At 62.8% G+C, this 23,738-nt stretch carries 24 protein-coding genes and 2 tRNA genes; 9 read left to right on the forward strand and 17 right to left on the reverse strand.

What is annotated here, in order from left to right:
- Positions 1-32: 32 nt before the first annotated feature.
- Genes U5914_RS01855 through U5914_RS01865 form a run of 3 tightly spaced genes read right to left on the reverse strand, consistent with a single transcriptional unit; the run spans position 33 to position 2,394 of the window.
- Complete coding sequence (locus tag U5914_RS01855; protein ID WP_336133744.1) at positions 33-284, reverse strand: type II toxin-antitoxin system HicA family toxin; 252 nt, start codon at positions 282-284, stop codon at positions 33-35.
- 3 nt (positions 285-287) lie between these two features.
- The gene (locus U5914_RS01860) at positions 288-557 is read right to left on the reverse strand and encodes a type II toxin-antitoxin system HicB family antitoxin (protein WP_336133745.1); all 270 of its coding nucleotides are present in this window, start codon (positions 555-557) and stop codon (positions 288-290) included.
- Between the two features lie 58 nt (positions 558-615).
- Positions 616-2,394: an acyl-CoA dehydrogenase family protein gene (locus tag U5914_RS01865; RefSeq protein ID WP_336133746.1), complete on the reverse strand. Its 1,779-nt coding sequence runs from the start codon at positions 2,392-2,394 to the stop codon at positions 616-618.
- Between the two features lie 143 nt (positions 2,395-2,537).
- Here U5914_RS01865 and U5914_RS01870 point away from each other — a divergent pair, with 143 nt between their 5' ends.
- Both U5914_RS01870 and U5914_RS01875 read left to right on the forward strand, forming a co-directional pair.
- The gene (locus U5914_RS01870) at positions 2,538-3,380 is read left to right on the forward strand and encodes an enoyl-CoA hydratase/isomerase family protein (protein ID WP_336133747.1); all 843 of its coding nucleotides are present in this window, start codon (positions 2,538-2,540) and stop codon (positions 3,378-3,380) included.
- Positions 3,381-3,423: 43 nt separating this feature from the next.
- Positions 3,424-4,314 carry a beta-keto acid cleavage family enzyme gene (locus tag U5914_RS01875; protein WP_336133748.1) on the forward strand — a complete coding sequence of 297 codons (891 nt, stop codon included), beginning with the start codon at positions 3,424-3,426 and terminating at the stop codon, positions 4,312-4,314.
- 270 nt (positions 4,315-4,584) lie between these two features.
- Here the strand turns inward: U5914_RS01875 and U5914_RS01880 are convergent, their stop codons facing one another.
- The gene (locus U5914_RS01880) at positions 4,585-5,487 is read right to left on the reverse strand and encodes a haloalkane dehalogenase (protein ID WP_336133749.1); all 903 of its coding nucleotides are present in this window, start codon (positions 5,485-5,487) and stop codon (positions 4,585-4,587) included.
- 147 nt (positions 5,488-5,634) lie between these two features.
- Between U5914_RS01880 and U5914_RS01885 the strand changes: the two genes are divergently transcribed.
- The 4 genes from U5914_RS01885 to U5914_RS01900 all read left to right on the forward strand — a co-directional run bounded on the left by U5914_RS01885 (position 5,635) and on the right by U5914_RS01900 (position 7,986).
- Entirely contained in the window at positions 5,635-6,243 is a 609-nt protein-coding gene (locus U5914_RS01885; protein WP_336133750.1) for a VOC family protein, read from the forward strand.
- Between the two features lie 66 nt (positions 6,244-6,309).
- Positions 6,310-6,624 carry a ubiquitin-like small modifier protein 1 gene (locus U5914_RS01890; protein WP_336133751.1) on the forward strand — a complete coding sequence of 105 codons (315 nt, stop codon included), beginning with the start codon at positions 6,310-6,312 and terminating at the stop codon, positions 6,622-6,624.
- On the forward strand, positions 6,621-7,658 hold the full coding sequence (locus U5914_RS01895; RefSeq protein WP_336133752.1) for an MBL fold metallo-hydrolase: 1,038 nt from the start codon (positions 6,621-6,623) through the stop codon (positions 7,656-7,658). Before U5914_RS01890 ends, U5914_RS01895 begins: the two co-directional genes overlap by 4 nt.
- A 76-nt stretch (positions 7,659-7,734) precedes the next feature.
- Positions 7,735-7,986 carry a winged helix-turn-helix domain-containing protein gene (locus tag U5914_RS01900; RefSeq protein WP_336133753.1) on the forward strand — a complete coding sequence of 84 codons (252 nt, stop codon included), beginning with the start codon at positions 7,735-7,737 and terminating at the stop codon, positions 7,984-7,986.
- Positions 7,987-8,621: 635 nt separating this feature from the next.
- On the opposite strand, the gene U5914_RS01905 is transcribed toward U5914_RS01900, so the two are convergent.
- The 3 genes from U5914_RS01905 to U5914_RS01915 all read right to left on the reverse strand — a co-directional run bounded on the left by U5914_RS01905 (position 8,622) and on the right by U5914_RS01915 (position 9,402).
- Positions 8,622-8,695, reverse strand: a tRNA-Arg gene (locus U5914_RS01905).
- Between the two features lie 38 nt (positions 8,696-8,733).
- Entirely contained in the window at positions 8,734-9,066 is a 333-nt protein-coding gene (locus tag U5914_RS01910) for a twin-arginine translocase TatA/TatE family subunit (protein WP_336133754.1), read from the reverse strand.
- 87 nt (positions 9,067-9,153) lie between these two features.
- Entirely contained in the window at positions 9,154-9,402 is a 249-nt protein-coding gene (locus tag U5914_RS01915; protein ID WP_336133756.1) for a Sec-independent protein translocase subunit TatA/TatB, read from the reverse strand.
- 88 nt (positions 9,403-9,490) lie between these two features.
- On the opposite strand from U5914_RS01915, the gene U5914_RS01920 reads away from it, so the two are divergent.
- Both U5914_RS01920 and U5914_RS01925 read left to right on the forward strand, forming a co-directional pair.
- Positions 9,491-9,970: a redoxin domain-containing protein gene (locus U5914_RS01920; protein WP_336133757.1), complete on the forward strand. Its 480-nt coding sequence runs from the start codon at positions 9,491-9,493 to the stop codon at positions 9,968-9,970.
- 38 nt (positions 9,971-10,008) lie between these two features.
- Positions 10,009-10,827 (forward strand): HD domain-containing protein, encoded by an 819-nt coding sequence (locus U5914_RS01925; protein WP_336133758.1) that lies wholly within the window; start codon positions 10,009-10,011, stop codon positions 10,825-10,827.
- Between the two features lie 6 nt (positions 10,828-10,833).
- On the opposite strand, the gene U5914_RS01930 is transcribed toward U5914_RS01925, so the two are convergent.
- From U5914_RS01930 to U5914_RS01960, 7 genes are all read right to left on the reverse strand, one after another.
- Positions 10,834-11,424, reverse strand: coding sequence for a DUF7504 family protein (locus U5914_RS01930; protein WP_336133760.1), 591 nt, complete (start codon positions 11,422-11,424; stop codon positions 10,834-10,836).
- Positions 11,425-11,426: 2 nt separating this feature from the next.
- Positions 11,427-12,050 carry a response regulator gene (locus U5914_RS01935; RefSeq protein WP_336133761.1) on the reverse strand — a complete coding sequence of 208 codons (624 nt, stop codon included), beginning with the start codon at positions 12,048-12,050 and terminating at the stop codon, positions 11,427-11,429.
- 86 nt (positions 12,051-12,136) lie between these two features.
- Positions 12,137-12,541: a PIN domain-containing protein gene (locus U5914_RS01940; protein WP_336133762.1), complete on the reverse strand. Its 405-nt coding sequence runs from the start codon at positions 12,539-12,541 to the stop codon at positions 12,137-12,139.
- On the reverse strand, positions 12,531-12,767 hold the full coding sequence (locus U5914_RS01945; RefSeq protein ID WP_336133763.1) for a hypothetical protein: 237 nt from the start codon (positions 12,765-12,767) through the stop codon (positions 12,531-12,533). The genes U5914_RS01940 and U5914_RS01945 overlap by 11 nt, the downstream gene beginning before the upstream one ends.
- Positions 12,768-12,988: 221 nt before the next feature.
- Entirely contained in the window at positions 12,989-14,548 is a 1,560-nt protein-coding gene (locus U5914_RS01950; RefSeq protein ID WP_336133764.1) for an Ig-like domain-containing protein, read from the reverse strand.
- Positions 14,549-14,552: 4 nt separating this feature from the next.
- Complete coding sequence (locus tag U5914_RS01955) at positions 14,553-16,583, reverse strand: type II secretion system F family protein (RefSeq protein ID WP_336133765.1); 2,031 nt, start codon at positions 16,581-16,583, stop codon at positions 14,553-14,555.
- Positions 16,580-18,418 carry a type II/IV secretion system ATPase subunit gene (locus U5914_RS01960; RefSeq protein WP_336133767.1) on the reverse strand — a complete coding sequence of 613 codons (1,839 nt, stop codon included), beginning with the start codon at positions 18,416-18,418 and terminating at the stop codon, positions 16,580-16,582. Before U5914_RS01960 ends, U5914_RS01955 begins: the two co-directional genes overlap by 4 nt.
- Positions 18,419-18,738: 320 nt before the next feature.
- Here U5914_RS01960 and U5914_RS01965 point away from each other — a divergent pair.
- Positions 18,739-18,809 (forward strand) — tRNA-Gly (locus U5914_RS01965).
- A 466-nt stretch (positions 18,810-19,275) separates the two neighbouring features.
- On the opposite strand, the gene U5914_RS01970 is transcribed toward U5914_RS01965, so the two are convergent.
- Genes U5914_RS01970 through U5914_RS01980 form a run of 3 tightly spaced genes read right to left on the reverse strand, consistent with a single transcriptional unit; the run spans position 19,276 to position 23,673 of the window.
- Positions 19,276-19,902: a class I SAM-dependent methyltransferase gene (locus U5914_RS01970; RefSeq protein WP_336133769.1), complete on the reverse strand. Its 627-nt coding sequence runs from the start codon at positions 19,900-19,902 to the stop codon at positions 19,276-19,278.
- Positions 19,903-19,962: 60 nt separating this feature from the next.
- Positions 19,963-22,047: a type II secretion system F family protein gene (locus tag U5914_RS01975; protein ID WP_336133770.1), complete on the reverse strand. Its 2,085-nt coding sequence runs from the start codon at positions 22,045-22,047 to the stop codon at positions 19,963-19,965.
- The gene (locus U5914_RS01980) at positions 22,048-23,673 is read right to left on the reverse strand and encodes a type II/IV secretion system ATPase subunit (protein ID WP_336133771.1); all 1,626 of its coding nucleotides are present in this window, start codon (positions 23,671-23,673) and stop codon (positions 22,048-22,050) included.
- Positions 23,674-23,738 lie beyond the last annotated feature (65 nt).

Below are 23,738 nucleotides of genomic sequence, written 5' to 3' on the forward strand. Positions count from 1 at the left end.
ACCGTTTTCAGCAGTCGACAGCGACAGGTCAGTCAAGCGTTCCTTTCGATCCACTCGCAGAACGTGTCGAAATCGTTCGCCCCAGCGCTCTCAGCGATGCTTCGTAACGTTCCGGTTCGAAGTTCGTCGTGCAGCGGAACGGTTACACGCCGACGGTCATCCTCATTCGTCGGGTGTTCGTAGTACAGTTGTGCGTGGTCGCCCGTAGTTCGCCGCCACTCGAACCCGCCTGCATTGACGAGTACCGTGACGACCTCGCTGCCGGAAAACGTTCGCCGGCTCATCTATCAATCGAGTACGTCCGGCGGTTCCTCGTCGTTAGTCGCGTTATCGGCGGGGTCGATGCCCGCTTCGCGGAGTTCCTCGTCGGTAGGGGGTCGGCCGGTCTCACCCTCATGGAGCGCGACCGCCTCGTCAAGGTTCGCTAATGCCTCCGTTCGGGTCTCCCCCTGGGTTGTGACACCGGTTTCGACGTCCTCCGCGAGCCACCAGTCATCCTCGCGCCAGAGGCGGATTTCTCCGTCACGGGCGTCACCGGTTCGCGTCGAACTGGCCATTACAGTCGGTATTTACGCGATATGAGGTAAAAGGGTTCGGCCGCGAGAGAGTAACAGATCAGTCGTCGGCCGGCGCGGGCTCGACCAGCGCCTCGGGTTCGACGCTGGCGTACTTGACGATGGCTTCGAAGGCGTCGTCCTCCATCGCGAAGCGCTCGCCGGAGGTGACGCCGTAGGCCTCGTCATCGCCGAATCGCGTGCCGATAAACCGCTCTGCAACGAGGGCCTTCCGGGCGTCGCCCTCGGCGTCAATCTGGGACTGTGCTTCCTCCAGCAGGAGCGCCGCCGTCACCACGTCGAAGATGAGGTCCGCGAGGCGCTTGCCGTGATACTGCGCGTAATCGCCGTCCTCGGTCGCCAGCGTCGCCAGCGCGTTCTGAAGTTCGAGGAACCGCTCCTCGACGTCGTCGGCCAACTCGTCGAGATGGGGGTGCTCGACGGCGTCGAGTTTCTCCTGAACGTACGGGATGAGCGCCTCGTGGGCGTTCTCCCGGTTCAGCGCCCGCAGCGTATCCAGCGCGAGGATATTGGAGGGGCCCTCCCAGATGGGCAGGACCTGCGCGTCACGGAGCAGGCGCTCGGTCGTATGCTCGCGGACGTAGCCGTTGCCGCCGAGGATTTCCATCGCATAGGAGGCCGTCTCGACGGACATGCGGGCGGTCTTGTACTTGGCGACGGGGATGAACAGGCGCATCAACTGGTAGGCCGCCGAATCGTCGCCCTGTCGTTCCCGTTCGTCCAGCAGGCGCGCGCCCTCGAAGGAGAAGACGGCCGCGGCCTCGTAGTCGACGGCCATGTCCACGAGATCCCGCCGCATCAAGGGGTACTCGTCGATAGTGTCGCCGAAGGCCTCCCGCTGGGCGGCCCGGACCTTCGCTTCGAGCAGGGCCCGACCCATCACGCCGACCGACCCCGTCGCGTTGGTCAGTCGCTCGAAGTTCATCATCTCGGCCATGTACTTGAAGCCCTCCTCCTCCTCGCCGACGAGGTAGGCCTCGGCGCCCTCGAACTCGATTTCGCCGGTCGGCACGGAGAGGGTGCCGAGTTTGTCCTTCAGGCGGCGGAAGTGCGATTCGTTGACCTCGCCGTTCGGCTTCGTTCGGGGCACGAGAAACAGCGAGAGGCCGTCGACGCCCTCGGGGGCGTCGGGCGTGCGCGCCAGCGCCAGTGCGCCCTCGGCGTCGATGTTCGAGCAGAACCACTTCTCGCCGTAGAGTTCGTAGACCCGGTCTTCATCGGTCCGCTCCGCGCGAACCTCGTTGGCGCCGACGTCGGAGCCGCCCTGTTCCTCGGTGAGGAACATCGCGCCCTCGATGTGCTCGTCGAGGTTGCGGGCGGTGAGGCCCTCGAAGTACTCCTCGAGGTCGCCGTCGTCGAACTTATCGAGGACGATGGCGGCGCCGTTCGTCATCGAGACGGGACAGCAAAAGCCCATATCGACGTAGGACACGAGCGCCTGCATCATCAGCGCATGCGAGAGGCCGACGGGTTCATCCCGGCCCGGCGGTGCGTGGAAGGCGTCGTGGGTGATGCCGAACTCCTCGTAGGCGATTTCCTCCTGCTCGCGCATGAGCGGGTGGTATTCGACCTCGTTGAGGCGGTCGCCGTACTTGTCGAACGATTTCAGTTCGTGGCCCTCCTCGTCGATGCGGTCGGCGGTGTCGGCCATCCGGTGGCCGAGCACCTCGCCGAACTCCGAGAGCACGTCTTCAGCCCATTCGAACTCCTCGTCGGGGTAGACGCGTTGGGCCTCGAACTGCAACGTTGGGTCCAGCGCCCAGTAGTTGCAGTTCCGCCCTTCGTCCAACTCCCCGTAGTCGATGGGGTCAGTTGCCATACGTCATCCTTCGGAGCAGCCAGTATAAATTCCCCCGTCGAACACGTTCGACAACGCCGCTTCCGCTTTTCACGGTTGAACTAATTGTTCGTTTATAGGCGTCCGAAATCATGATGGGTACGCCACCGCATCCGTATGACAGCATGGTCACGAGCGAGGACCTCTCCAACGACGACCTCGACGTCGAGGTAGCCGACGACGACCTCGTCGTCCGGGCGACTATCGACCGCCCGGACGACCGCAACGCCCTCAACGAGAACGTCATCGAGGGGCTGTCGGCCGTGTTCGACTTCGCCGACGACGGCCCGGCCCGCGTCGTCGTCATCCGCGGCGCCGAGGGCACCTTCTGTGCCGGCGGCGACATCAAGTCGATGGCAAGCGCCGTCGGCCAGGGTTCGCAGGCCTACCGCGAGGGCTTCGCCGGCATGAAACAACTCATCGAGAGGGCCGTCGATACCGCCGCGCTCACCGTCGCCGCCGTCGAGGGCTACTGTCTGGCCGGCGGGATGGGACTGGCCGCCGCCTGCGACGTCATCGTCGCCAGCGAGGAGGCCACCTTCGGCACGCCCGAAGTCGATATCGGCATCTTCCCCGCACAGGCGCTCGTGCCCATCATGCGCACGGTCAACGAAAAACAGGCCCTCAAATACCTCTTTACCGGCGAGCATTTCGACGCACAGACCGCCCACGATATCGGATTTACCACGGACCTCGTGGCCCCCGAGGCCTTCGACGACGAACTCGATTCGCTCGTCGACGACCTCACCACGCCGTCGTCCTTTATGATCGAAATCGGCAAGGAGTCCTTCTACAACCAGCGCGAGATGAGCTTCTCCGAGTCGCTGGACTACATGCGCGAGATGGTCACGATGCTGGCGATGAGCGACGACGCCGAGGAGGGGTTCAACTCCTTCCTCACCGGCGAGGAACCCGACTGGAAGGGCCGCCCCGACGAGGAAAGCGAGGACGACGCCGACGCCGAATAACCTGCTAACCGCCCGACACAACCACCGACACCAACCACCAACCATGGCAATCGACCAAGAATCCGTCAAAGGCAACGACCCCAATAAAGCGATAATCAGCGCGGCGCTGACCGGCGCGCTCACCACGCGCGACCAGTGTGAGCACATTCCCTACACGCCGGAGGAAATCGCCGAGGATGCCGCCGAAGCCCGCGAGAACGGCGCCGCCGTCGCACACATCCACGCCCGGACCGAAAACGGCTCGCCGACCTTCGACGAGGAGACCTATCAGGAGATTTACGACGAGGTTCGCGACCGGACGGATATCCTCATCAACTTCTCGACGGGCGCGCTCCACGAACCCGTCGACTCCCGCATCCAGTACGTCGAGGGCGTCCAGCCCGACATCGCCGCCCTCAACATGGGCTCGATGAACTACGCGAAGTACAGCGAATCCCGCGAGGACTTCGTCTTCGACATGGTCTTCGAGAACCCGTTCAACGAAATCGAGCAGTTCCTCGAAGCCATGAACGAATCGGGCGTCAAACCCGAACTGGAGTGTTTCGACACCGGCCACATCGGGAACATCCGCCCGTTCCTCGAATCCGGCACGCTCGAACACCCCATCCACTTCTCGCTCATCATGGGCGTCCTCGGCGGCATCCCGCCGAGCGTCGAGAATCTCGCCCATCAGGTCCGGCAGTTGCCCGACGACGCCAACTGGCAGGTCATCGGCATCTCCGAAGACCAGTGGCAACTCGTCGCCGCGGCGCTGTCGATGGGCGGCAACGTCCGCGTCGGCCTCGAAGACAACTTCTACCTCCCGAACGGCGAGATGGCGACCAACCCCGAACTCGTCGGGAAGGCCGCCGAGATGGCCCGCAACGTCGGCCGCGAACCCGCGACGCCCGAGGAAGCGGCGGAGATTATGGAAATCGACGCGCCTCACCTCTAAATCCCCACTCGACGCCCACTTTTTGCACGCTCCAGCGGTCTGGCGCGCTACGGCGCCAGACACGCTTCCGCGGCAAAAACATGGGGAAAATATGCGCGCGCTCCTCCGTGCCGCGAAACCTCGCTTTGCTCGGTTTCGCGTTAGTCGTCGCGCGCTACGGCGCCTCCCTGCAGTCGCCGCCGGGAACCGCCTCAGGCGGGTTCTTCGAACCCGCCCTCGGCGGATGCCACTTCTATTTCTTGTCCAAGAAGGCGGGAATGAGGGTGTCGGTCAGGATTGCGTCCGCTGAACGAAGGCGACGACTTCCTCGGCGATCTCCTCCCCCGAATCCTCCTGCAGGAAGTGCATCGCGCCTTCGATCCACGTATCCGGCTGGTCCTTCGCTGTCGGAATCAGTTCCCGGAGCGGGTCGCGGGCGTTCCGCGTGATGGGGTCCGAATCCGAGAAGAGCACGAACGCCGGCTTCTGCCACTCGCTGAGGCGTTCCTTGGCCTCGCGCATGGTGTCGGCGCCCTCGTCATCCGGCGAGTGGGGGATATCGAAGGGCAGCGACCGGGCGCAGGCCTTCGATTCCTCGCTGGGGAAGGGCGCCTCGTAGGCCGCGATGACCTCGTCGTCGAGTTCGTCGCTAGTGGCGTTCTGGATGAGCATGCCGATAGGCAACTCGTCGACGTTTTCGACGAAATCCGCGAACTCGTGCCACGCGTCGGACATCTCCTGTGTCCCGTCGGGAACGCCGGTGTTCATCGGGACGAGGCGAGCGAACCGCTCGGGGTGGTGGCCCGCAAGCGCCAACCCGAGGATGCCGCCCCAGTCCTGACAGACGAGGGTGACGTCGTCGAGGTCCAGTTCGTCGAACAGCAGCGTCTCGAAGCTCTCGTAGTGGAGGTCGAATCCGTAGTCGTCGGGGTCGGTGTACTTGTCGGAGCGGCCGAGGCCGAGCATGTCGGGGACGATGACGCGGCCGTGCTCCGAGAGGGTTGGGATGAGTTTGCGGTAGAGAAAGCCCCATGTCGGTTCGCCGTGCATGAGGAGGAAGGTCTCATCTCCTTCCCCCTCCACATCGGCATAAGCCATCTCCGCGCCGTCGTCGGTGACGGGGACCTTGTCGTGTGGGTAATCGTAGTTCGGGACGTCCTCGAAGGCCGATTCGGGCGTGCTAATGTAAGTCACGAACGGAACTCCAGAGCACGCGCAAAAACAGTTCTGGAGGCGGCGAGTTCAACGACGCAGGGGCCTCGACACAGCCGGTTACACCGCTGTCACCCGGTATCGCCGATGCCGCGGACTATACTTTAGTCCCCGGAGTCTACAGGTCGTATGGAACACACACCGGAGTTCGACGTGACCGCAGACCAGCCGGACAGCCCCGTCCACACCATCGGCACCGACCACATGACCGTCATGGGCGGCGATTCCGCCGGCACCATCGCCTTCTATCGGGACCTACTCGGGATGCCGCTGGTCCTCGAACAGCCCAACCTCGACCAACCCGAGTTGACCCACCTCTTCTTCGACACCGGCGACGGCCGCATCCTCACCTTCTTCACGAAGGAGGGCCAGCGCACTCGGCCCCAGCGCGGCCCCGGCAACGTCCACCACCTCGCCTTCTCCATCGCCCCCGAGGAGTTCGACGACACCAAACAGGCCCTGCAGGCGGCCGGCTACGGCTTCAACGAGTTCGACCGCGGCGCCTTCCACTCGCTGTACACGCAGGACCCCGGCGGCCTCATCGTCGAATTGGTCGTCGAGAAGTACGCCATTCCCGACGACCGACGCGGCGAGGTGCTGGCGCTGGCCCACGAGAAACGCGTCGAGGAGGGTGCCGGGTTCGTCGACGACGAACACATGCAGGCGGCACTGGAGGAACTCGGTCTCGACCCCGAACCGCAGTTCGAGGGCGACGCGCCGACCGGGACCAGGGTATAAGCCCGAAAACTGACCGAAACCACCTGTGAGCGAAACCTTTTGACACGGCGGGACACAGGGGGGTGTATGCGTGTCGAGTTCGAGTTCTACGCCACCCTTCGCGACGCCGTCGGCGAGAAGACGGTCGCTCGCGAACTCGAAGCGGAGACATCTATCGAGACGGCGTTACACGCCGTCGCCGACGACTATGATGGACTGGAATCACTCATCTTTCGAGCCAACGGCGCGGTCCGCCCGAACGTCACGGTCTCGCTGAACGGCCAACCGATGAACGGGACCGACCCGGCCGACATCGAGCTATCCGACGGCGATACCGTCGTCTGCTCGCCCGGCGTCGCTGGTGGGGCGAACGCCGCGGCGCTCGCGGGGTGCCAGCCATGACCGACCCCGGCCTCGATTTCGAGCTGGGAATCGTCTCGCTCGGCAACACCGCCTTCGAGGGGAACAACAACTGCTACGTCCTCGGCCTCGAAGACGGCGCCGACACGACGCTTGTCGATACCGGGGTTGCGGTCCCCGAGACCCGCGAGCAGTTGCGCGACGGATTGGCCGAGTACGACCTCGACTTCGCCGACATCGACCGAGTCTTCATCACCCACCACCACGCCGACCACACCGGCCTCGCCGGCGAGATTCAGGCCGAAAGCGACTGTACCGTCTACGTCCACGAGGCCGACGTGCCGCTGGTCGGCCAAGAACCCGAGGCGACGGCTGCCCACGAGGACCGCCTCCGGCGGTGTATCGACGAGTGGGGCATGCCCGAGGACAAACAGGACGAACTGCTGGCCTTCCTCGATTCGACGTCGGGTATCGGCGACGACCCGCCCGAGGTGACCCCCATCACGGGCGGTGAGACGTTCGATATCGGCTCAGTCGAACTCGAAGCCGTCCACATGCCCGGCCACGCCGCCGGCCTCGTCGGGTACGTCTTCGAGGGACGGGACGGCGAGGAGGTGTTCAGCGGCGACGCGCTGTTGCCCTACTACACGCCGAACGTCGGTGGTGCCGACACCCGCGTCGACGGTGCCCTCGCCAAGTACCTCGATACGCTCGCCGGCATCGTCGAACGGGGCTACACCCGCGCGTGGCCCGGCCACCGCGGACCCATCATCGACCCGCCGGGCCGTGCGGCCGACATCGTCCACCACCACCGCGAGCGCACCGAACGCATCGTCGGTATCCTCGAATCGGGACCGGCGACCCCGTGGGAGGTAAGCGCCGAACTGTTCGGTTCGCTGTCCTACATCCACATCCTCCACGGCCCCGGCGAGGCCTTCGCCCACCTCGAACACCTCGAAGAAGCGGGCGTCGTCCGCCGGGACGGTCGTGCGTTCGTCCTGCTCGAAGCCGGTCCCGACCTCGATTCGCTGTTCCCCGACGTCTCCGCGGGAGCCGCCAGCCACCCTGATATATAAAATCGGCACCGGATGTGTGTCCCGGCCACCACACCGAACGACCATTAAACGGCTTCCCACCCTCCAACGTAGTAGCATGTCTGAAACGGAATCAACCGTCGAGTCCCTGCCGCCGAGCGCGAAACTCGTTTATAAGACACTCGAATACGAGGGGTCGCTCACACAGTCGGAACTCGCCGAGGAGTCCCTCCTTCCCCAGCGGACGGTTCGCCACGCGCTCAAGAAGCTCGACGACGCCGGCGTCATCGAGGAATCGGTCTACCTGATGGACGCCCGCAAATCGACCTACACCGCCCTCGAATCGAACACTGAAGCGCCCACCGCCTGATACTGTCGGACGTAACCGACGACGCCAACATTACCGAATCCGCCCCGGCGACACGCACATCGTCCGTCCGCGTCCCGCGTCTTCGACCGCTCCGAGAACTGTCCCGCAAGTTTTCACTACTCGGTGATACTAAATACGACACAGGTTTTACATTTCGGACGTTAGTATTTCGCATGCGGTGAGACTATGAGCGTAATCCAGAAGCTCAAGTCCGCGCTACCGATCGAGGACGATAGTATCACCCACCGGACGTTCGAATGTCAGGAATGCGGGAACACCTTCGAATCGACGAAGACACCGGACCGAGCAAAGTGCATGGAGTGCCTTTCAGGGGACGTGAAAGTACGCGACTGAGACCCCAATTCAGACAGGAGTCGGAGACCAGTCGCGCACGCTCGCGAGTTATTTTAAGTCGTCTGCTTGGCCGAAGCGTGAGCAGCCTTCGATGAGTAGCCATCGGTAGGGACACGGCAGGATTCGAACCAGAGCCAGACGTGCTTAATCGCGGTGCGCGGCTGGCCGATATAGGAACCCCGCCTTGCCGGTTCAGTCGTCGCTGCAGGGCGTGGCGGGAGTGAGCAAAGCCTACGGCTTTGCGAACTACGCCACGGCCGCGAGCGAACGAAGTGAGCGAGCGGGCGTGGCGGGATTCGAACCCACGCTCTAGAGGTTAGGAACCTCTCGCCGTAGTCCACTAGGCCACACGCCCTGCTACCGACGGAAAATCGGGCGTCCCGAAATCGGGCGTCAGTTGGTCTCTTCTTCGGATTCGGCCTCGGAGTCGGGTTCGGCCGCGGATGCGGGTGCGGGTTCGGATTCGGCATCCGCGATCTCGTAGTCGTCCTCGTCGTCGGTCGTGGTGGCGGAATCGCTGCTCTCGCCGGTCGCGCCATCGCGCATATCCTGAAGTTCCTGTTCGACTTCCTCACGGCCCTTCTGGAACTCGCCCATCGCCTCGCCGGTCGAGCGGGCGAGTTTCGGGATCTTGTTCGCGCCGAACAGCAGGACGGCGATCAACAGGATGATGAGGAGTTCGGGACCACCCGGAAGCCCGAACTGCAGTGGGATCAGGTCTACCATCGTGTTCGTGGCTAGCCCAGACGCGATTATAGGCTTTTTCCTCGCTCCCGCGAAAAGAGACGTTTCGGTCGGACGTTCGAGCTTCCTTCAGACGTTCGAGCGTTCGGCCTCGCCGGCGGGTTCGGCGTCCTCGTCGGCCTCGCTTTCGGGGGGCTCCTGCATGTCCTCGAGTTCCTCCTCGACTTCCTGCCGACCCTTCTTGAACTCGCCGGTCGCCGACCCCATCGACCGCGCGAGGTCCGGCAGTTTGCTGGCACCGAAAAGCAGGATTAACACGAGCGCGACGAGCCCGAGTTCCATTGGCCCGAGCCCACCGATGAACAGTAGCGTTTCCATATCTCCCCGTTCGTGGCACCACTTGTAGGCCTTTCGCCGCGCCCGCCGGAAGCCATACTTTCAAGCAACCGCCACTATATGCCCCGATATGGTCGACACAGGCGACGACGCACCCGTGTTTTCGGCACCGGTGGCATACCCCGACGGCGACATCGAGGAGGAGGCCCTGTCGGACCTCCTCGAAGACGGTCCCGTCGTATTGGCCTTCTTCCCCGGTGCGTTCACCAGTGTCTGTACCGGCGAGATGGTCACGTTCCGCGACCGCCTCGATGCGATTACCGACGCCGGCGCCGACCTCTACGGCGTCAGCATCGACACGCCGTTCGCGCTCGACGAGTTCGCGGACGTGAACCAACTCAACTTCCCGCTCATCAGCGACTCGAACAAGGAACTCATCGACGCCTACGACGTCGAGATGGACTTCGAGGGACTTGGACTGGCCGGCGTCGCCAAGCGGTCGGTCTTCGTCGTCGACGAATCCGGAGCGGTCTCCTACGCGTGGGTCTCCGACGACCCCGGCGTCGAACCGGACTACGAGGAAGTCGAGGCCGCCGCGGCCGACGCATAGGGCGGGCGTTTTTTCTCCTCGGCGCACCTCTCACCGCCATGAGCAGCGACTCCGAAACCGCCAACGGGCGGACATACGACCCCGACGGCGACCACGCCTTCCCCGACGAGCGTCTCAACGAGACGCTGACACTCCTCCGAAACGACGAGGAGGTTCGGGCGTATCTCGAGGCCCAGAACGTCAACCCCGTCGCCCGAAAGGGGTTCAACGACCACGGCACGAAACACATCGAAATCGTCCGCAACCGCGCGCTCTGTCTGTACGACCTGCTGAAGGGCGGTGGCGTCGGGTTCAACGGCGCCGCCCAGCAGGGGCTCGACGAGGCCGACGAGAGCGTCATCATCGCCCTCGCGGCGACGCTCCACGACATCGGCCACGTCGTCCACCGTGATTCTCATCCCTACTACTCCATCCCGCTGGCGGCGGATATCCTCGACCGACTGCTCGGCGAACTGTCCTTCTACGACACCGCCGAGACCGTCCGGATGAAAGGCGAGGTGTTGCACGCGATTCTCTGTCATCACACCGAGGAACAGCCGCTGACCCACGAAGCCGGCGTCGTCCGCGTCGCCGACGCCCTCGACATGGAGCGGGGCCGCTCCCGCATCCCCTACGAGGAGGGCGGCCGCGGCATCAACACCATCTCAAGCCGCGCCATCCGAAAGGTGTCCCTCCAGTCCGGCGATGAAAGCCCCGTACTGGTCGAAATCGAGATGACCGACGCCGCGGGCGTCTATCAGGTCGACGAACTCCTCAAGCACAAACTCCACGACTCCCGCATCGAAGAACACGTCCGCATCGTCGCCATCAATACCCGAGGCGATGGCGACGAACTGGTAGAGCGAATCGAGATGTAGCGCGTCTCACGCCTGCATCTGGAACCCGCTTCCCCGAAGTTCGGTCTCCCCCTCGCCGACCTCGGCTTCGCAGGTGAAGACCGCGCGAATCGTGTTGTAGGCCTGATTCTCGTGCATCTCCGGGTCCAGAGCGAAGACGCCCAGCATCTCCGCCGACCGGATGCGCGCCGTAAAGACGTGTAGGAACCGGAACATCGTCCGGGTTTCCGCGTACATCAACGCCGTCGACACCGAGGCGAAGCCGATCCGCGTCGGGACCGAATCGCCCCACTCCTCGACCAGTTTGGCGAACTCGAGGCTGATACCCGTCAGGTCGCCCGGCGAACTCAACTGCCGAACGTCGACGTCCTCGACCGTCGTCTCCTGGCTCGTACAGTCGATGATGCCGATCTTCTCCCGGTCGACACCGCGGTCGAGGAGTTCGTCGGTGACCTGCTGGGCGTCCTTGTTCGTCGTGATGACGATACACCGCTCGTCCCCTACCGGCGCGACCGCATCGAAGAGCTTCGCGTCGGTTTCGGCGGACGTCCCGGTCAGCAAGAGGCTCGTCCCGGAATCGAACGACACGCCGTTTCCGAGTTCGTCGACACGATACACTGTCAGTCACCCCCATCCCCGGGCGTGTCGGCCGCACCGCCCTCGCCGTCCTCGTCTTCCGCCTCGATATCCCGAACCATCGCGACGAACTCGTCGCTTTCGATGTCGGGCAGGGTAGCACCGATGTCCGACCGGAGTTCCGCGATGCGGTCTTCGAGGTCCGCGAACTCGTCGCTTTTCGCCAGTTCCTCCTCAGGTTTCGTCGACCGGAGCGCCGCCTGCTTGGAGACGAGCGCGTAGAGTTCCTGTTCGAGTTCGGCGAACTCCGAGCGACCCAACAGGCGCTCGACCGTCCGGAGTAGCTCCTCGCGTTCCACGGGCTTGGTCAGATAATCGTCGAAGCCCATCTTGATAACGTCGAAATCCGGCTCGACGGCGGTCACCATCGCGACCTTGGCGTCCGGTATCCGGTCTTGAACCTCCTCCAGCACCTCGTCGCCACTCATCCCCGGCATCAACCGGTCGAGTAGGACGACATCGACGTCCCCGTCCATCCGTTCGAGAGCCTCCTCGCCACCCTCGGCAGTGCGGACGTCGTAGTCGTCCTCCAGCCACCGCACGTAGAGTTCGATAAGCGCCCGTTCGTCCTCAACGACGAGCAGCGTCGGTTTGCCCTCCTCAGTCATTCAGTTATCCTGTGTTCCCCCGGAGGGGTTCTATAAGTTGGCTTCGGTGTACGCATCAATACGGACGAAAGTCGGTGGGTCTTGGGTCAAAACGACTCGACTGGAACGCCCAACGCCTCGAAGTCGGAGACGTTGTCGGTCAGCACTGCGTCGTCAAAGACGTCCGCGACAGCTGCGACCATCGGGTCGATACTGTCGATGCCTGCAGCGCCGACCGTGCCACCGTTTTCGAGGTCGGCATGGGCGGCCAACTGTCCCGCACGACGAGCAATCTCGCGATTTATTTCCACAGGCGGGTATAAACTCCAGACGTTTCGCACCCGGCGCTTTTCGGCCTCGGAACCGGTAAAAGCGACCCCGTATTCGAGTTCCTGAATCACCGGAACCGGCACCCACTGCGTCTCGCCCGACTCGACTAATTCGACACCTTTCCGAAAGGCACCCTCGTCGTTCTTGCCGAGCGCAACGAGGTAGTTCGTATCAAGAATCATCCATCCGCTCCACGATGCGGCGGCGACTCTCGACATCGCGTTCCGCCTTGGTTTCGACGTGTTCGTGGATTGTTTCGGCCGTCCCCTCGGAGAGAAACCCGGCCACCGACTCCGGATGCGGCCCGCCGATGAGCCGCCGGAGCGTGTCCTCCATCGTCTCGTCGTCCCGCTTGTGGGCCTTGACGAACTCCCTGAACTCCTCGGAAACCCGGATGGTCGAGGCCATGTCGTATATTCGGATATGCATATTTAAAAAGATTAGTGGGGAGTGAATGCCAGTTTATTCTTGAAGACCACTATTGATTTGTCCCCTCTAGTATTCGGTTATCCGGCATTTCCCGGGGGATTCTATAAGTTGGCTTTGAGTAGGAGATTGAGCGAGAGTGTCGAAATATTTGTATACGGTTCGCGGTTTAGTCAGTTGAGACTATGCTTAAGGACCAGCATTTAATTTGTCCTTGGTGATGCGAAATATATCGATTGTTCTCCATTGGATAGTATTACAGTAATAACAAAATAGTCTGAGGTACTTGCGCTCACAACAGAACCACTTCCGTCAGTAAAGGCAACCTGAAGATCGGCGCTAGGGTCTAAAGACGATGAGCTATTGAACTTTCCAGAGATTTCACCAGAGATGGTGCTACTTCCGTCGGTCATGGCCCATTCCTCCGGTGGTGCACTATCATCACTAGATGCGTAGTAATTGACTCGAACTCCATCGAATTCCAGATTGTCATCGACACTAAAGACCAGATCTACAGCATCACCCTCATTATTACCGGGGGTCCATGGGTTGAGACCACCGATTGCGTTACCAAGGTCATTTTCTATAGAGGTAGCCAAAACGGCTTCCTGAAGTCTAACGCCACCGCTCGGATTAATTGACCCACCGGGACTGATTACGTTCACGTTGAAATCAGCGGTACACCGATCAGACCCAGTACAATCAACAATCTTACCAGTCGCAGTACCAGTCGTCGACGGCGAGACAGAGATTGCCGCTTTCCCCTCGCCATTCGTGTCAACAAATTTTGTGTTTCCACCGAGTGTGATACTCACGTTCTCGCCCGCAACCGGATTGTTATACCGGTCCCGAACCTCGAACGCCACGCTCACGTTTCCACCGGCACCAACATCGGTTACGCCTTCTTTGGCCGGTACGATGTAGTGCGCATCGGGCTTGTCGACGCCCTGTTCGAGTCCGAGACCGGCCATCTTGAGCGTGTACCGCCTGTCGCCATCGAGTTCGATTTTGATGTTGTCGCCGGTCGCGTCCGTAATCGTGACGTGGTCTTGATCGCCGTACAGTTCCTGCCAGTCCTCGACTGGCAACTCAGTCGGGAGGACCATCGTGATGTTGTTGCCATCCTTCCCTTCGACGGTCACGGGGCGGGATGGGGCGCTTACCGGCCTGACTTCGAGCGATTGCGTATCACCCGCCGTCCGCGAGTAGTTGCCGGCCATGAAGACCAGATTGATTTCGGTGTCGTCGATGACCGACCCGGGGTTCTGGATGGTCGTATCACCGCGGAACTGGTTGTAGAGGATGCCGTACTCGTAGCGGACTTGCGGCGGGTTCCCGAGTTCGTTGTAGGAGACGTCGTAGCGGAGGGTTCGACTCCCGAGCGAGACATCGTCCCCGTTCAGGTAATCGTCGACCTCGGGGTCGACTGCCTGCGCGTTCTGTATCGTCACCGTCCGGTTCTCGCTCGTGGAAATCGACCCCTGTACCCGTGGGGGATTGAAGAACAGCATCCGTGTCGGATATCCGGTTCCAGCCGCGATACTAACCGATTCGCGGTCGCCACCGGTTGCGACATCGTTTGCGGCCGCGTGGAATTCGGCGAAGTCACCCTGTACGTCCTGACTGTGTTCGAATTCGACTTGCTGGTTCGCGGCCGGGACGGCCTGCGTCTGCATAACCGCCAGCAGCGCGATTAGCACGCCGAAGACGAGAATCGCGCCGACGACCTCCGATACGCCTCTGGTGTCGTTTCTGAGTGTCATTGGTTTAGATGAGCATGAAGACCACGAGGGTGATGACGACGAGTCCGATGCTGTATTTCAGCCCCGCGAGGACGTTGTTCTCCGCGAGTTTGCCGGCCAGCAGGCCGCTGCCGATGCCCTGGATGAGCGCCGAGTGGAAGAAGACCGTCCGGTAGATGTCGACCGGAACCTGTCCCACGTTGATGACGCCGGCGGCGCCGCCCGCGGCGGCGTTCTGTCCGGCGCCCTCGGCGGCCGTCGTCGTCAGTTGGCTAATCGGGGTCAGATAGCTGGTATCCAGCATGACGACGACCGCGAGGTAGACGAGGAAGCCGATGATGACGATGGCCGTGTAGGCGCTCATCTCGCTGCGGCGCTTGCGTTCGATCTGGTGGCGGTTGCGGGTGTCCTCCGCGGCGATGGAGATGATTTCCGAGAGGTCGCTGGAGGAGTAGTTGCCCTTGGCGATGAGTTTCATCGTCCGGGTGACCTGCGGGACGCGCAGGCGGTTGGCGAACTGCAACAGCGCCCGTTCGATGTCGTGATTCCAGCGGATGTCGTTGCGCACCTTGCGGAGTTCCTCGGCGAGGACGCCCTCTGACCACCGCGCGACGAGGTTCAGCGCGTCGACGAGTCGGATGCCCATCTGGTTGGCGCTGGAGAGGATGTTCAGCGTATCTGGGAAGCGCTTCTCGATGCGCTTCTGCCGGCGCCGCTTGGCCTCATAAAAGAGGGTCAGCGGGACCGTCGCGATAAGGAACGGGACGACGAACAGGCCGATAGTCGATTCGATGGGCGCATCGAGCATGCCGGACAGCGACATCGGGACGGCGCCGGTACCGAGCAGGAACAGGATACAGAACAGAGCGATGGGAGCGCTCACCACGAGGGAAAGCAGCGGGCTTCGGTTGCGGATGTGCTGGATGGGATTCGACAGCATCTCCCGGCGGGCCGCGCGTTGCTTTTCGGCCTCGTAGTCCTCGTACAGCGAGTGTTCGGTCACCTGCGGGCCCCACTCCCGGCTGAACTCCTCGTCTTCGATCTCCAGTTGGTCGGTGTGTTCGGCGTAGGGCTTCGAGAGGACGTCGACCGCGATGAGGAAGGCGAGCATGCCGAAGGGCAGGCCGACGTAGACGAGGAAGTACGTCTGCAAGAGCGCGTCACCGCCGAGCAGGCTGATGACGAGCAGGGTGACGATGAGGAACAGCGGCGCGGCGACGAAGGCGACGACGAATATCTCCGAGAGAATCGACAGCGTTCCGAGGAAACTGTCCTGTTCGTCGCGGGCCTCGTCCATGTAGGTCTCGGCCTCGTCTTCGAGGAAGGTCGCGAAGTCGCTGCCTGAATCCAGCACCGATATCATGTCGTCGATGAACTGTTCGAGGTTCTCGCTGGGCGTCAGGTTGCGCGCGTCCCGAAGCGCCGTAAAGAGGTCGTTGCCGAACAACTCGACGTCGCGGACGACCATGTCGAACTCGTTGGAGACCTCCCCGTAGACCTCCTCGGCGTCGGCGAGTTCCTTGACCACCTCGAAGGTGTTCATCCCGCCGTGGCTCAACGCGTACATGTAGACGATGGCGTGCGGAAGCACGACGTTGATGTTCCGCTCGCGGGTGCCGACCTGCATCCGCGGATAATAATATCCGGTCGCGAAGGCGCCGACGGCGAACAGCGCCGTCGAGAACACGACGATGAAGACGCTCAAGAGGGCAGCAACCAGTGTCGATTCGATACCGACGGCGGCAAAGCCGCCGAAGGTAATCATCTGAACGGTAAGCAGGGAGCCGAGGAACAGGCCGACGGCAGTCGCGATGAGCGTGTAGCCGACGACGCGAGTGAGGTAGATATCGTAGGTATAGCCCATACGGGCCTGATTGAGCCACCGCTGAAGGTGGCGGAACCGCTCGGGGTTCATCAGGAACCACGTGCGAATCCGGCCGTGCTGTTCGCGGAGCCGTTCGCGGTCGGAATCCGAGAGGTCGTGTCGCTCCGGGAAGTACTGCTCGAGCTCGTAGTCCGGAATCGGACTCGTATCCTCGATGGTTTCTCCGCTCATTCCTCTCGGATGTCCTCGACGGTTAGCGTGCCCGCCTCGACCTTCTCCATCAGTTCCGATTCGCTGTTGCCGAACATGTGGATGGCCGAGGTCACCTCGGCGTAGTCGTCGATCTCATTGTCGACGAGATACTGGAGGAACTCGCGCCGCTTTCGGAGTTCCTCGGCGAGTTCGCGACCGCTCCACCCGCGGTCGTCGGCGATCTCCTGCAACACCTGCGAGTTGTTCACCCGCTGGATGGTGTCGGCCTCGGCGTCGCGGTCGAAGACGTCGATGGCGCGGATGGAGTCCTCGGCGTCGCCGCTCGGCAAGATTTCAGTCACGCCGTCGTTGCGGCGGACGCGGTCGCCGTCCTGGAACGTCTGCTTTTGAATGGAGATGATGTCCAACTCCAGAATCATCTGGACGGGGACGTTCAGCGGCTGGTTCTCCAGCCGGTTGAGCACGCCCTCGACGCTTTCGGCGTGAATCGTCGTATACGCCGTGTGGCCGGTCCCGATGGCCTGGAAGAAGGTGAACGCGACGTTCTGCTCGGTTCGAATCTCGCCGACCAGCAGGTACTCGGGCCGCTGTCGGAGCGCCGCCTGCAGGAGTTCGTACATCGACACCTGCCCGCGGCCCTCCGCGGTCAGCGATTCCCGCGTTAGGCTCTGGATCCAGTTGTCGTGGGGGAGTTTGATTTCGCGGGTGTCCTCGATGGAGACCACCTTCGCGTCCTCGGGGATGAACATCGACACGGCGTTCATCGAGGTCGTCTTCCCCGACCCCGTCCCGCCCGAGAAGATGAGCGAGCGGTTGTTCTCGATGGCCAGCCAGAAGTAGGCCATCTGCTCGACGCTGAAGGTGCCGCGCTCGACGAGGTCGATGGGCGTGAAGGGGATGTTGGCGAACTTCCGAATCGTGAAGTTCGACCCACGGGTCGCTACGTCGGAACCGAAGGTCAACTGAACGCGGGAGCCGTCGGGAAGCGTCCCGTCCATCAGTGGCTCCGAGACCGACACCTGTTCGCCCGCACGCTGGGCCAAGCGAAGGGCGAACGACGACAGTTCCTGCTTGTCGAAGGTGATGTTCGACGGCAGGTCCCGGTGTTCGGCGTGGTAGACGTACACCGGAATCTCGATGCCGTCACACGAGACGTCCTCGATGTGGGGGTCCCGCATCACCGGGTCGATGGGGCCGAGATGGACGAAATCCCGCAGGAGGTAGTATTTGAGTTTGAGCAGCGAACCGTCCTCGATGGTCGCCGCCGCGTGGTCGGAGATGATCTCCTTGGCCTTCCGCTCGAAGATGGCCTCCCGGTCGTCCTCGTCCTCCAAGTCCTGATACATCAGGCTGTTCCGGAGGATCTTGACGAGGTCCTCCCGGACGTACTCCTCGAACTCCGTCAGATGCGGTTCGTGGACGTGATACCGGAGTTTGTCCTCGCCGTCACGCCGGAGAATAGAGACGTAGGCGTACGGCTTGTTGACCCAGAGGCGGTCGATTTCTTCGTGATTATCGAGATACGAGAAATCGAAGAAGCGACCCTTGATGAAGTCGAAGTCCGGCCGCTCGGCGAACGACTGGTCGATGTTCGCCTCCTCGAAGTACTCGTTTACCTCCCGGAGGATTTCACCCTTGATGGGGTGGTCCGAAACCAGCGTCCGGTCGCCTTCGACCTCCCTGCTGACGGCGGGCGTTCCCTCTGATTGCTGGCCGTCCGTCGATGCGTCGACGTTCGACCGGTCGGCTTCCGGTTGGTCCTCCACGTCGGGTCGCTCGTCGTCCCCCCGAGGGTCGCCGAACTCGAACTCGTCGAGTTCGTCGCCCTCTCCCGAGTCGCTATCGCTACTCACGGTTCCTCCGTTCGGCGACCGCGCATTGACCCAAGCGATACGGGAACCCTCCACATATGTCGTTCATTAGTTCCACCTGTTGATTCGTAAACGTCTATTTAATGTTATTGCCCGGACGTACGGGTCTTTTTAGTGCGGTTCGATTCATCCACGCGGCATAGAGGGCACGATGCTCTGGTATACCGCGCGCTCAGACGTTGTTACCGTTGAGATTCTTCACCCACAATAAATCTTCGCGGGATTCATCGTTCGTTTTCGACCCGACCGCCCGACCCAAAGGAAAATTGACTTAAACGGAGACGGTGAAAATCCACATGCTTGCGCGGTTGGTCTAGCGGCATGACTATGGCCTTCCAAGCCATCGACCCGGGTTCAAATCCCGGACCGCGCATATTCCTGCCGAACCAACGCAGTAGCGCTGAGCGACAGCGAAGCGCTACCTGCTTCGCGTGAGGCAGGATTCTTGTCCCGGGCATATTCTCACAGACGCCGCGAACGTCGTGAGCGGCAGCGCTGTGAGAATTGCCCGAGGGCTCCGAAGTAGACGAGTCGCGCGGAGTGAGCGAAGCGAACGAGCACGTCTCGGCGTAGTTCGGAGGTCCTCCCCGGGATTTGAACCCTGCCAGTCACAGCCCGGAACGGCGCGAAGCGCCGCAGGCCCGGACTGTCTTGCTCCGGTTCAAAATCCCGGACCGCGCACTACCACTTTTTGCACGGCCGCTCGTCGATGGCGAGCGGCCGTGCAAAAACATGGGGAAAAGATGCGCGACTCGCTCCTGTCGCGCGCCTAACGGCGCGCGGTAGTCGCTCGGCGGATGCTACAGCCGAAGACTAGGATAGCGTGTTTCCGACCAGCGTCACTCCGCTTCGACGACCGCATAGCAGTTCCCACTCGAAATCCACGAGCGTTCGACGGACAGTGCACTCGCTTCGAGGTCCGCATCGAATTCTTCGGGCGCGTAGATGTGATAGAACCGGGGAACCGTCTCGCCGCCGGGGAGCGTCCAATCGATTTCCGTATCGAACCCCTCGTCGGCGTCGGCGTCCGCGTCGAAGCGGTCGTGGGCCGTACTCCACGCGCTGACCAGCGCCGAGCCATCGAGGACGCGCGCCAGTTCGTCCAGACTCGCGCGGCGAAGCGCCGGGCTCGGCAGGTGATGGAGCGTGGCGACGTAGACGGCGAGGCCGACCGACCCGTCGGCCAGCGGCAGGCGGGAGGCGTCGCCCTCGATGAGCGTCGCCGACGGGACGCGGTCGGCGGCGATGGTCAGCAGTTCGCGACTGATATCAAGCCCGAGGACGCGGTCGGCGTGCTTGGTGAGCAACTCGACGTGGCGCCCGTTGCCACAACCGAGGTCCAGCGCGGTGTCGACCGTCCGGTCGGCACAGAAGGACTCGACTTCGGGCCACGGATACTCCCGCGTCGTCGCGAAGTGCTCGGCGATGTATTCGTAGGTGTCGCGTACGCCCTGCCGGTCGTCCATACCCCTCCTATTCCGGGCGGTCACAAGAGCGCGACGGTCAGGGCCGACCGGGACGGACAGTCAGCCCAAGAGCGTCAGGATGATATAAGTGATAGTCAGCATGATCGTCGCGTGTTTGACGCCGTCCTTGATGGAGCCGGCGCCCATCATGCCGCCGACGAGTCCGGACAGCGCCGACTGGATGATGGCCGTATGGAAGAAGGCGAGCCGATAGGCGTCCCTGTCGCCACTCTCGAAGCCGCTGAGGAAGCTGCCACTGCCGGCCCCGGTACCGCCGATGGAACCGGTATCCGGGAGGTTCGGAATGAGGACGTAGTCCAGCGCCATGATGACGATGAGAAAGACCACGAAGGAGACGTAGATGACCACGAGGTACGTGAACATCTCCTGTCGGCGCTGGCGGCGAAGCCGCTGGTCGGCACGCGCCTGCTCGGCGGCGATGCGGAGCACCGGCCCGATTTCGTTGGAGGCCCGCATCGCGTTGGTGATGAGCGTGACAACCCGCGTGATGGAGGGCGTCTGGACCCGCGTTTCGAAGCGCTCCAGCGCCTGTGCGACCGTCGCGCCCAACTGGATGTCCCGCCAGATGCGGTCGACCTCCTCGTCGAGGGCGGCGATGTCGCTGCTGCGAACGCGGTCGAACGAGGAGACGACGGCGATGCCCGCCTCGTTGAGGCTGGCCAGTCGCTCCAGGAGGTCCGGTACCGACTCCTCGAGCCGTCGGAGGCGGCGCTTGCTCGTCTCGTAGACGACCGCGAAGGTCGCCATCAGGAAGAGCACCGCCTGTACGACGATGTCGTCGAGCGCCCGCGGGTCGATGGAGCCGTCGGCGACGGCTGTCGGCAGCCGATAGGCAGTCACCGCGACGGCGATGGGGACGGTCACGTAAAAGACGAGGACGGGCTTGTTGATGGCCGACTGTATCGGCGACGCCAGCGTGCTTCGAAGGGTTCGAAGGCGCTCGTAGGCGCGTAGGCGGTCGTGGTTCGCCGGCGATGCCGCGCGCGTGTAGCCGCCGTCGGCCTCGACGTTCTGTCGTGGCGTCCCCGTCTCCGCCTCGGCCGCGAGGACGCGATTGCCGTCGCGCGAGGCTCGAAGTGGCTGGGTGATCTCCGAGAGATACGCGAGGAAAAGCAGGTTCCCCGCCGGCAGGATGACATAGGCGATAAGCTGGATGATAAACAGCGTATCGCCGGCGGTCAGGCCGATGATGAGCAGGATGGTGACCAGAAACAACATCCCGGCGACGACGGTCGTCACGTAGACCTCGGCGGTCGTCGCCAGCAACTCGAGAATCTCCTCCTGCTGTTCTTCGGCTTCCTCTCGGTAGCGTTCGTACTCCTCGTTGAGGAACGAGGAGATGTTCCGGCCGCTCTGGAGGACGCTGCCGAGGTTCTCGGAGAACCGCTCGAACTGGTTGGAGGGCGTCTGCTGGGAGAGGCCCTTGACCGCCGTCACGAGGTCGACGTTGAACAGGTCCATGTTCCGAACGGCGATGCCGACCTCCGATGCCCCTTCGCCGAAGACGCCGTCGTTGCGCGCTAGCGCCCGCATCACGTCGGGAAAGGCCATCCCGCCGCGGGTCAGCGCGTAGATGAACGCGACCATCCGCGGCATTCCCGCGTCAATCTGCCGACGACGGGTATCCGACCGGACCTCGGGAAGCTTCCACCGCACGATGTAGGCCGTCACGCCGGCGAGTATCCCGAGGAGGGCACTCGACCCCAGAAAGACGAGGAAGACGGTTCCGTCGAAGGTGACGACCCGCTCGGGAATCCCGGGCAGCGACGGGACCCACGAGAGGTCCGGGAGGTTGGTAAAGAGGCCGAGCGAGGGCACGGTCGGGACCCCCAGCGTCCGAGCGGCAGCGAGGGCCACGGCACCGCCGTAGACACCGAGGACGGCGCCGGCGAACGCCGACCCCAGCGTGTAGAGGTAGGTCTTCGTGGCGTACTCCCGGTACGGCGTTCCGATGGCCGCGGTTCGGAGCGTGCGTTCCCGCGTTCTATCGATGGCGAGGTTCCCGCCGTCGAACAGCGAGAACGCTATCCGGGAGAGGACCCCGTTCAGGCGTGAACTGTACGGGGCGAGAGCGAACGTACAGAGGATGACGGCCGCGACAAAAAGCGGGACCAGTCGGAGCATCTATGTGCTCGTCGGTTCGGCTTCGGTCGATTCCACTTCGACGTCCGCGATCTTCTCCATCACCGTCTCGGGGTCGGCGTAGTACTTGTTGACCATCGCGGTGAACTGCTCGTACTGGTCGACGTTCTCGTCCCAGAGGTACTTGAGGAACTTCCGGCGTCGCTGCATCTCCCGGAGCAGTTCCGACTGGCTCCAGCCCCGCTCCTCGCGAATCTCGTCCATGAGGTTCCGGTTGCCCTCCCGGTAGGTGTCGTCGGCCGACCGCCACTCGTAGGCGCCGGTGTAGTCGAGTTCGCCGGTCCGCTGGTCGATGCCCTCGATCTCGGCGATGGCCTTGGCACGGCGAACCCGCTCGCCACCGAAGCGGGCCAGCGTCTGCACACAGAGGACGTCCAGCGACTGGACCATCGGCCGCGGCACGTTGATGGGCTCGTTCTCGAGTCGGTTGATGACCGTCTGGACCGAGTCGGCATGCATCGTCGACAGCGTGGTGTGGCCCGTGTTCATCGCCTGAAACAGCGTGATGGCTTCCTCGCCGCGGACCTCGCCGACGATGATGTACTCCGGCCGGTGTCGGAGCGCCGACCGCAGCAGGTCGTACATCGTGACGTTGGCGGCCTCGTCGAGCCGTTCGCGGGTGACACACGAGAGCCAGTTGTCGTGGTATAAGGCGAGTTCGCGGGTGTCCTCGATGGTGATGAGCTTCGACCGCGGCGGGATGAACATCGATATGGCGTTCATCGAGGTGGTCTTCCCCGAGGCGGTCCCGCCCGCGAAGACGATGTTCTTGTTGTGCTCGATGGCCATCCAGAGGTAGGCCATCTGCTGGAGCGAGTAGGTGCCGAACTCCAGCAGGTCGATGGGGGTGAACGGTTCGTCGCTGTACTTCCGGATGGTGAAGGCCGACCCCCGCGGCGTCACTTCCTCGCCGAGGGCCAGTTCCGCGCGGGAGCCGTCCTGCAGCGTCGTCTCGACGACGGGGTTGCCGACCGAGATGTGTCGGCCGGCCTGCTGGGCCATCCGGACGATGTAGCTGTCGAGTTCGTCCTGTGCGAAGGAGAGGTTCGTCTCGATGTCCAGATAATCGTCGTGATAGGCGTACAGCGGCACGTCGTAGCCGTCACAGGAGATGTCCTCGATGTACGGGTCGTGCATCAGGGGGTCGAGCCGACCGAAACCCTGAAACCGCCGGTAGAGGTAGTAGAAGAGCCGATAGAACCCCGAGACGTCGACCTCGATGCCGTACTGTTCGAGGCGGGTCTTCAGTTCCTGCCGGAGGACCTCCTCGGGGCTTCCCTCGCGCGGTTCGTACAGGAGCGGCGTCCGCACGTCGTCGTAGAGCGTCTCGACGAGTTCCGCCTCGAAGGAGTCGAGTTGGGGTTCGACGACGTGATAGAGGTGCTTGTCGTCCGCCTCCTCGTAGGTGATGACCGCGTAGGAAAACGGCGGGTTCAGCCAGTAGCGGTCGGTTTCCCGCCCTTCGAACGTCCGGTCGTCGGCGACGAGTCCGTGTTCGCCGGGTCGATATAGTTCGTCGGGCACGCGCGAACCGCGGAGCATCTCCGCTGTCCGTACCAGCTGTTCGCGGACGGCATCGAGAACCCCCTCGTTTTGATTGCGTGCCATCGATGAGTCTTCCTGACGAACCCCACGTCTTCAGTGTCGTTCCCTCGTAGTCCTTCGCTCGGCAT

This window comes from Natronomonas amylolytica (genome assembly GCF_037031205.1).
GTDB lineage: Archaea > Halobacteriota > Halobacteria > Halobacteriales > Haloarculaceae > Natronomonas > Natronomonas amylolytica.

What these genes read in the sequence shown, in the direction of transcription:
- U5914_RS01940 (WP_336133762.1), bottom strand. Translation starts at nt 12,541, where the DNA reads ATGATTCTTGATACGAACTACCTCGTTGCGCTCGGCAAGAACGACGAG.
- U5914_RS01945 (WP_336133763.1), bottom strand. Translation starts at nt 12,767, where the DNA reads ATGGCCTCGACCATCCGGGTTTCCGAGGAGTTCAGGGAGTTCGTCAAG.
- U5914_RS01865 (WP_336133746.1), bottom strand. Translation starts at nt 2,394, where the DNA reads ATGGCAACTGACCCCATCGACTACGGGGAGTTGGACGAAGGGCGGAAC.
- U5914_RS01975 (WP_336133770.1), bottom strand. Translation starts at nt 22,047, where the DNA reads ATGCTCCGACTGGTCCCGCTTTTTGTCGCGGCCGTCATCCTCTGTACG.
- U5914_RS01895 (WP_336133752.1), top strand. Translation starts at nt 6,621, where the DNA reads ATGACCGACCCCGGCCTCGATTTCGAGCTGGGAATCGTCTCGCTCGGC.
- U5914_RS01870 (WP_336133747.1), top strand. Translation starts at nt 2,538, where the DNA reads ATGGTCACGAGCGAGGACCTCTCCAACGACGACCTCGACGTCGAGGTA.
- U5914_RS01875 (WP_336133748.1), top strand. Translation starts at nt 3,424, where the DNA reads ATGGCAATCGACCAAGAATCCGTCAAAGGCAACGACCCCAATAAAGCG.
- U5914_RS01950 (WP_336133764.1), bottom strand. Translation starts at nt 14,548, where the DNA reads ATGACACTCAGAAACGACACCAGAGGCGTATCGGAGGTCGTCGGCGCG.
- U5914_RS01910 (WP_336133754.1), bottom strand. Translation starts at nt 9,066, where the DNA reads ATGGTAGACCTGATCCCACTGCAGTTCGGGCTTCCGGGTGGTCCCGAA.
- U5914_RS01920 (WP_336133757.1), top strand. Translation starts at nt 9,491, where the DNA reads ATGGTCGACACAGGCGACGACGCACCCGTGTTTTCGGCACCGGTGGCA.
- U5914_RS01970 (WP_336133769.1), bottom strand. Translation starts at nt 19,902, where the DNA reads ATGGACGACCGGCAGGGCGTACGCGACACCTACGAATACATCGCCGAG.
- U5914_RS01980 (WP_336133771.1), bottom strand. Translation starts at nt 23,673, where the DNA reads ATGGCACGCAATCAAAACGAGGGGGTTCTCGATGCCGTCCGCGAACAG.
- U5914_RS01900 (WP_336133753.1), top strand. Translation starts at nt 7,735, where the DNA reads ATGTCTGAAACGGAATCAACCGTCGAGTCCCTGCCGCCGAGCGCGAAA.
- U5914_RS01860 (WP_336133745.1), bottom strand. Translation starts at nt 557, where the DNA reads ATGGCCAGTTCGACGCGAACCGGTGACGCCCGTGACGGAGAAATCCGC.
- U5914_RS01915 (WP_336133756.1), bottom strand. Translation starts at nt 9,402, where the DNA reads ATGGAAACGCTACTGTTCATCGGTGGGCTCGGGCCAATGGAACTCGGG.
- U5914_RS01855 (WP_336133744.1), bottom strand. Translation starts at nt 284, where the DNA reads ATGAGCCGGCGAACGTTTTCCGGCAGCGAGGTCGTCACGGTACTCGTC.
- U5914_RS01890 (WP_336133751.1), top strand. Translation starts at nt 6,310, where the DNA reads ATGCGTGTCGAGTTCGAGTTCTACGCCACCCTTCGCGACGCCGTCGGC.
- U5914_RS01925 (WP_336133758.1), top strand. Translation starts at nt 10,009, where the DNA reads ATGAGCAGCGACTCCGAAACCGCCAACGGGCGGACATACGACCCCGAC.
- U5914_RS01935 (WP_336133761.1), bottom strand. Translation starts at nt 12,050, where the DNA reads ATGACTGAGGAGGGCAAACCGACGCTGCTCGTCGTTGAGGACGAACGG.
- U5914_RS01885 (WP_336133750.1), top strand. Translation starts at nt 5,635, where the DNA reads ATGGAACACACACCGGAGTTCGACGTGACCGCAGACCAGCCGGACAGC.
- U5914_RS01955 (WP_336133765.1), bottom strand. Translation starts at nt 16,583, where the DNA reads ATGAGCGGAGAAACCATCGAGGATACGAGTCCGATTCCGGACTACGAG.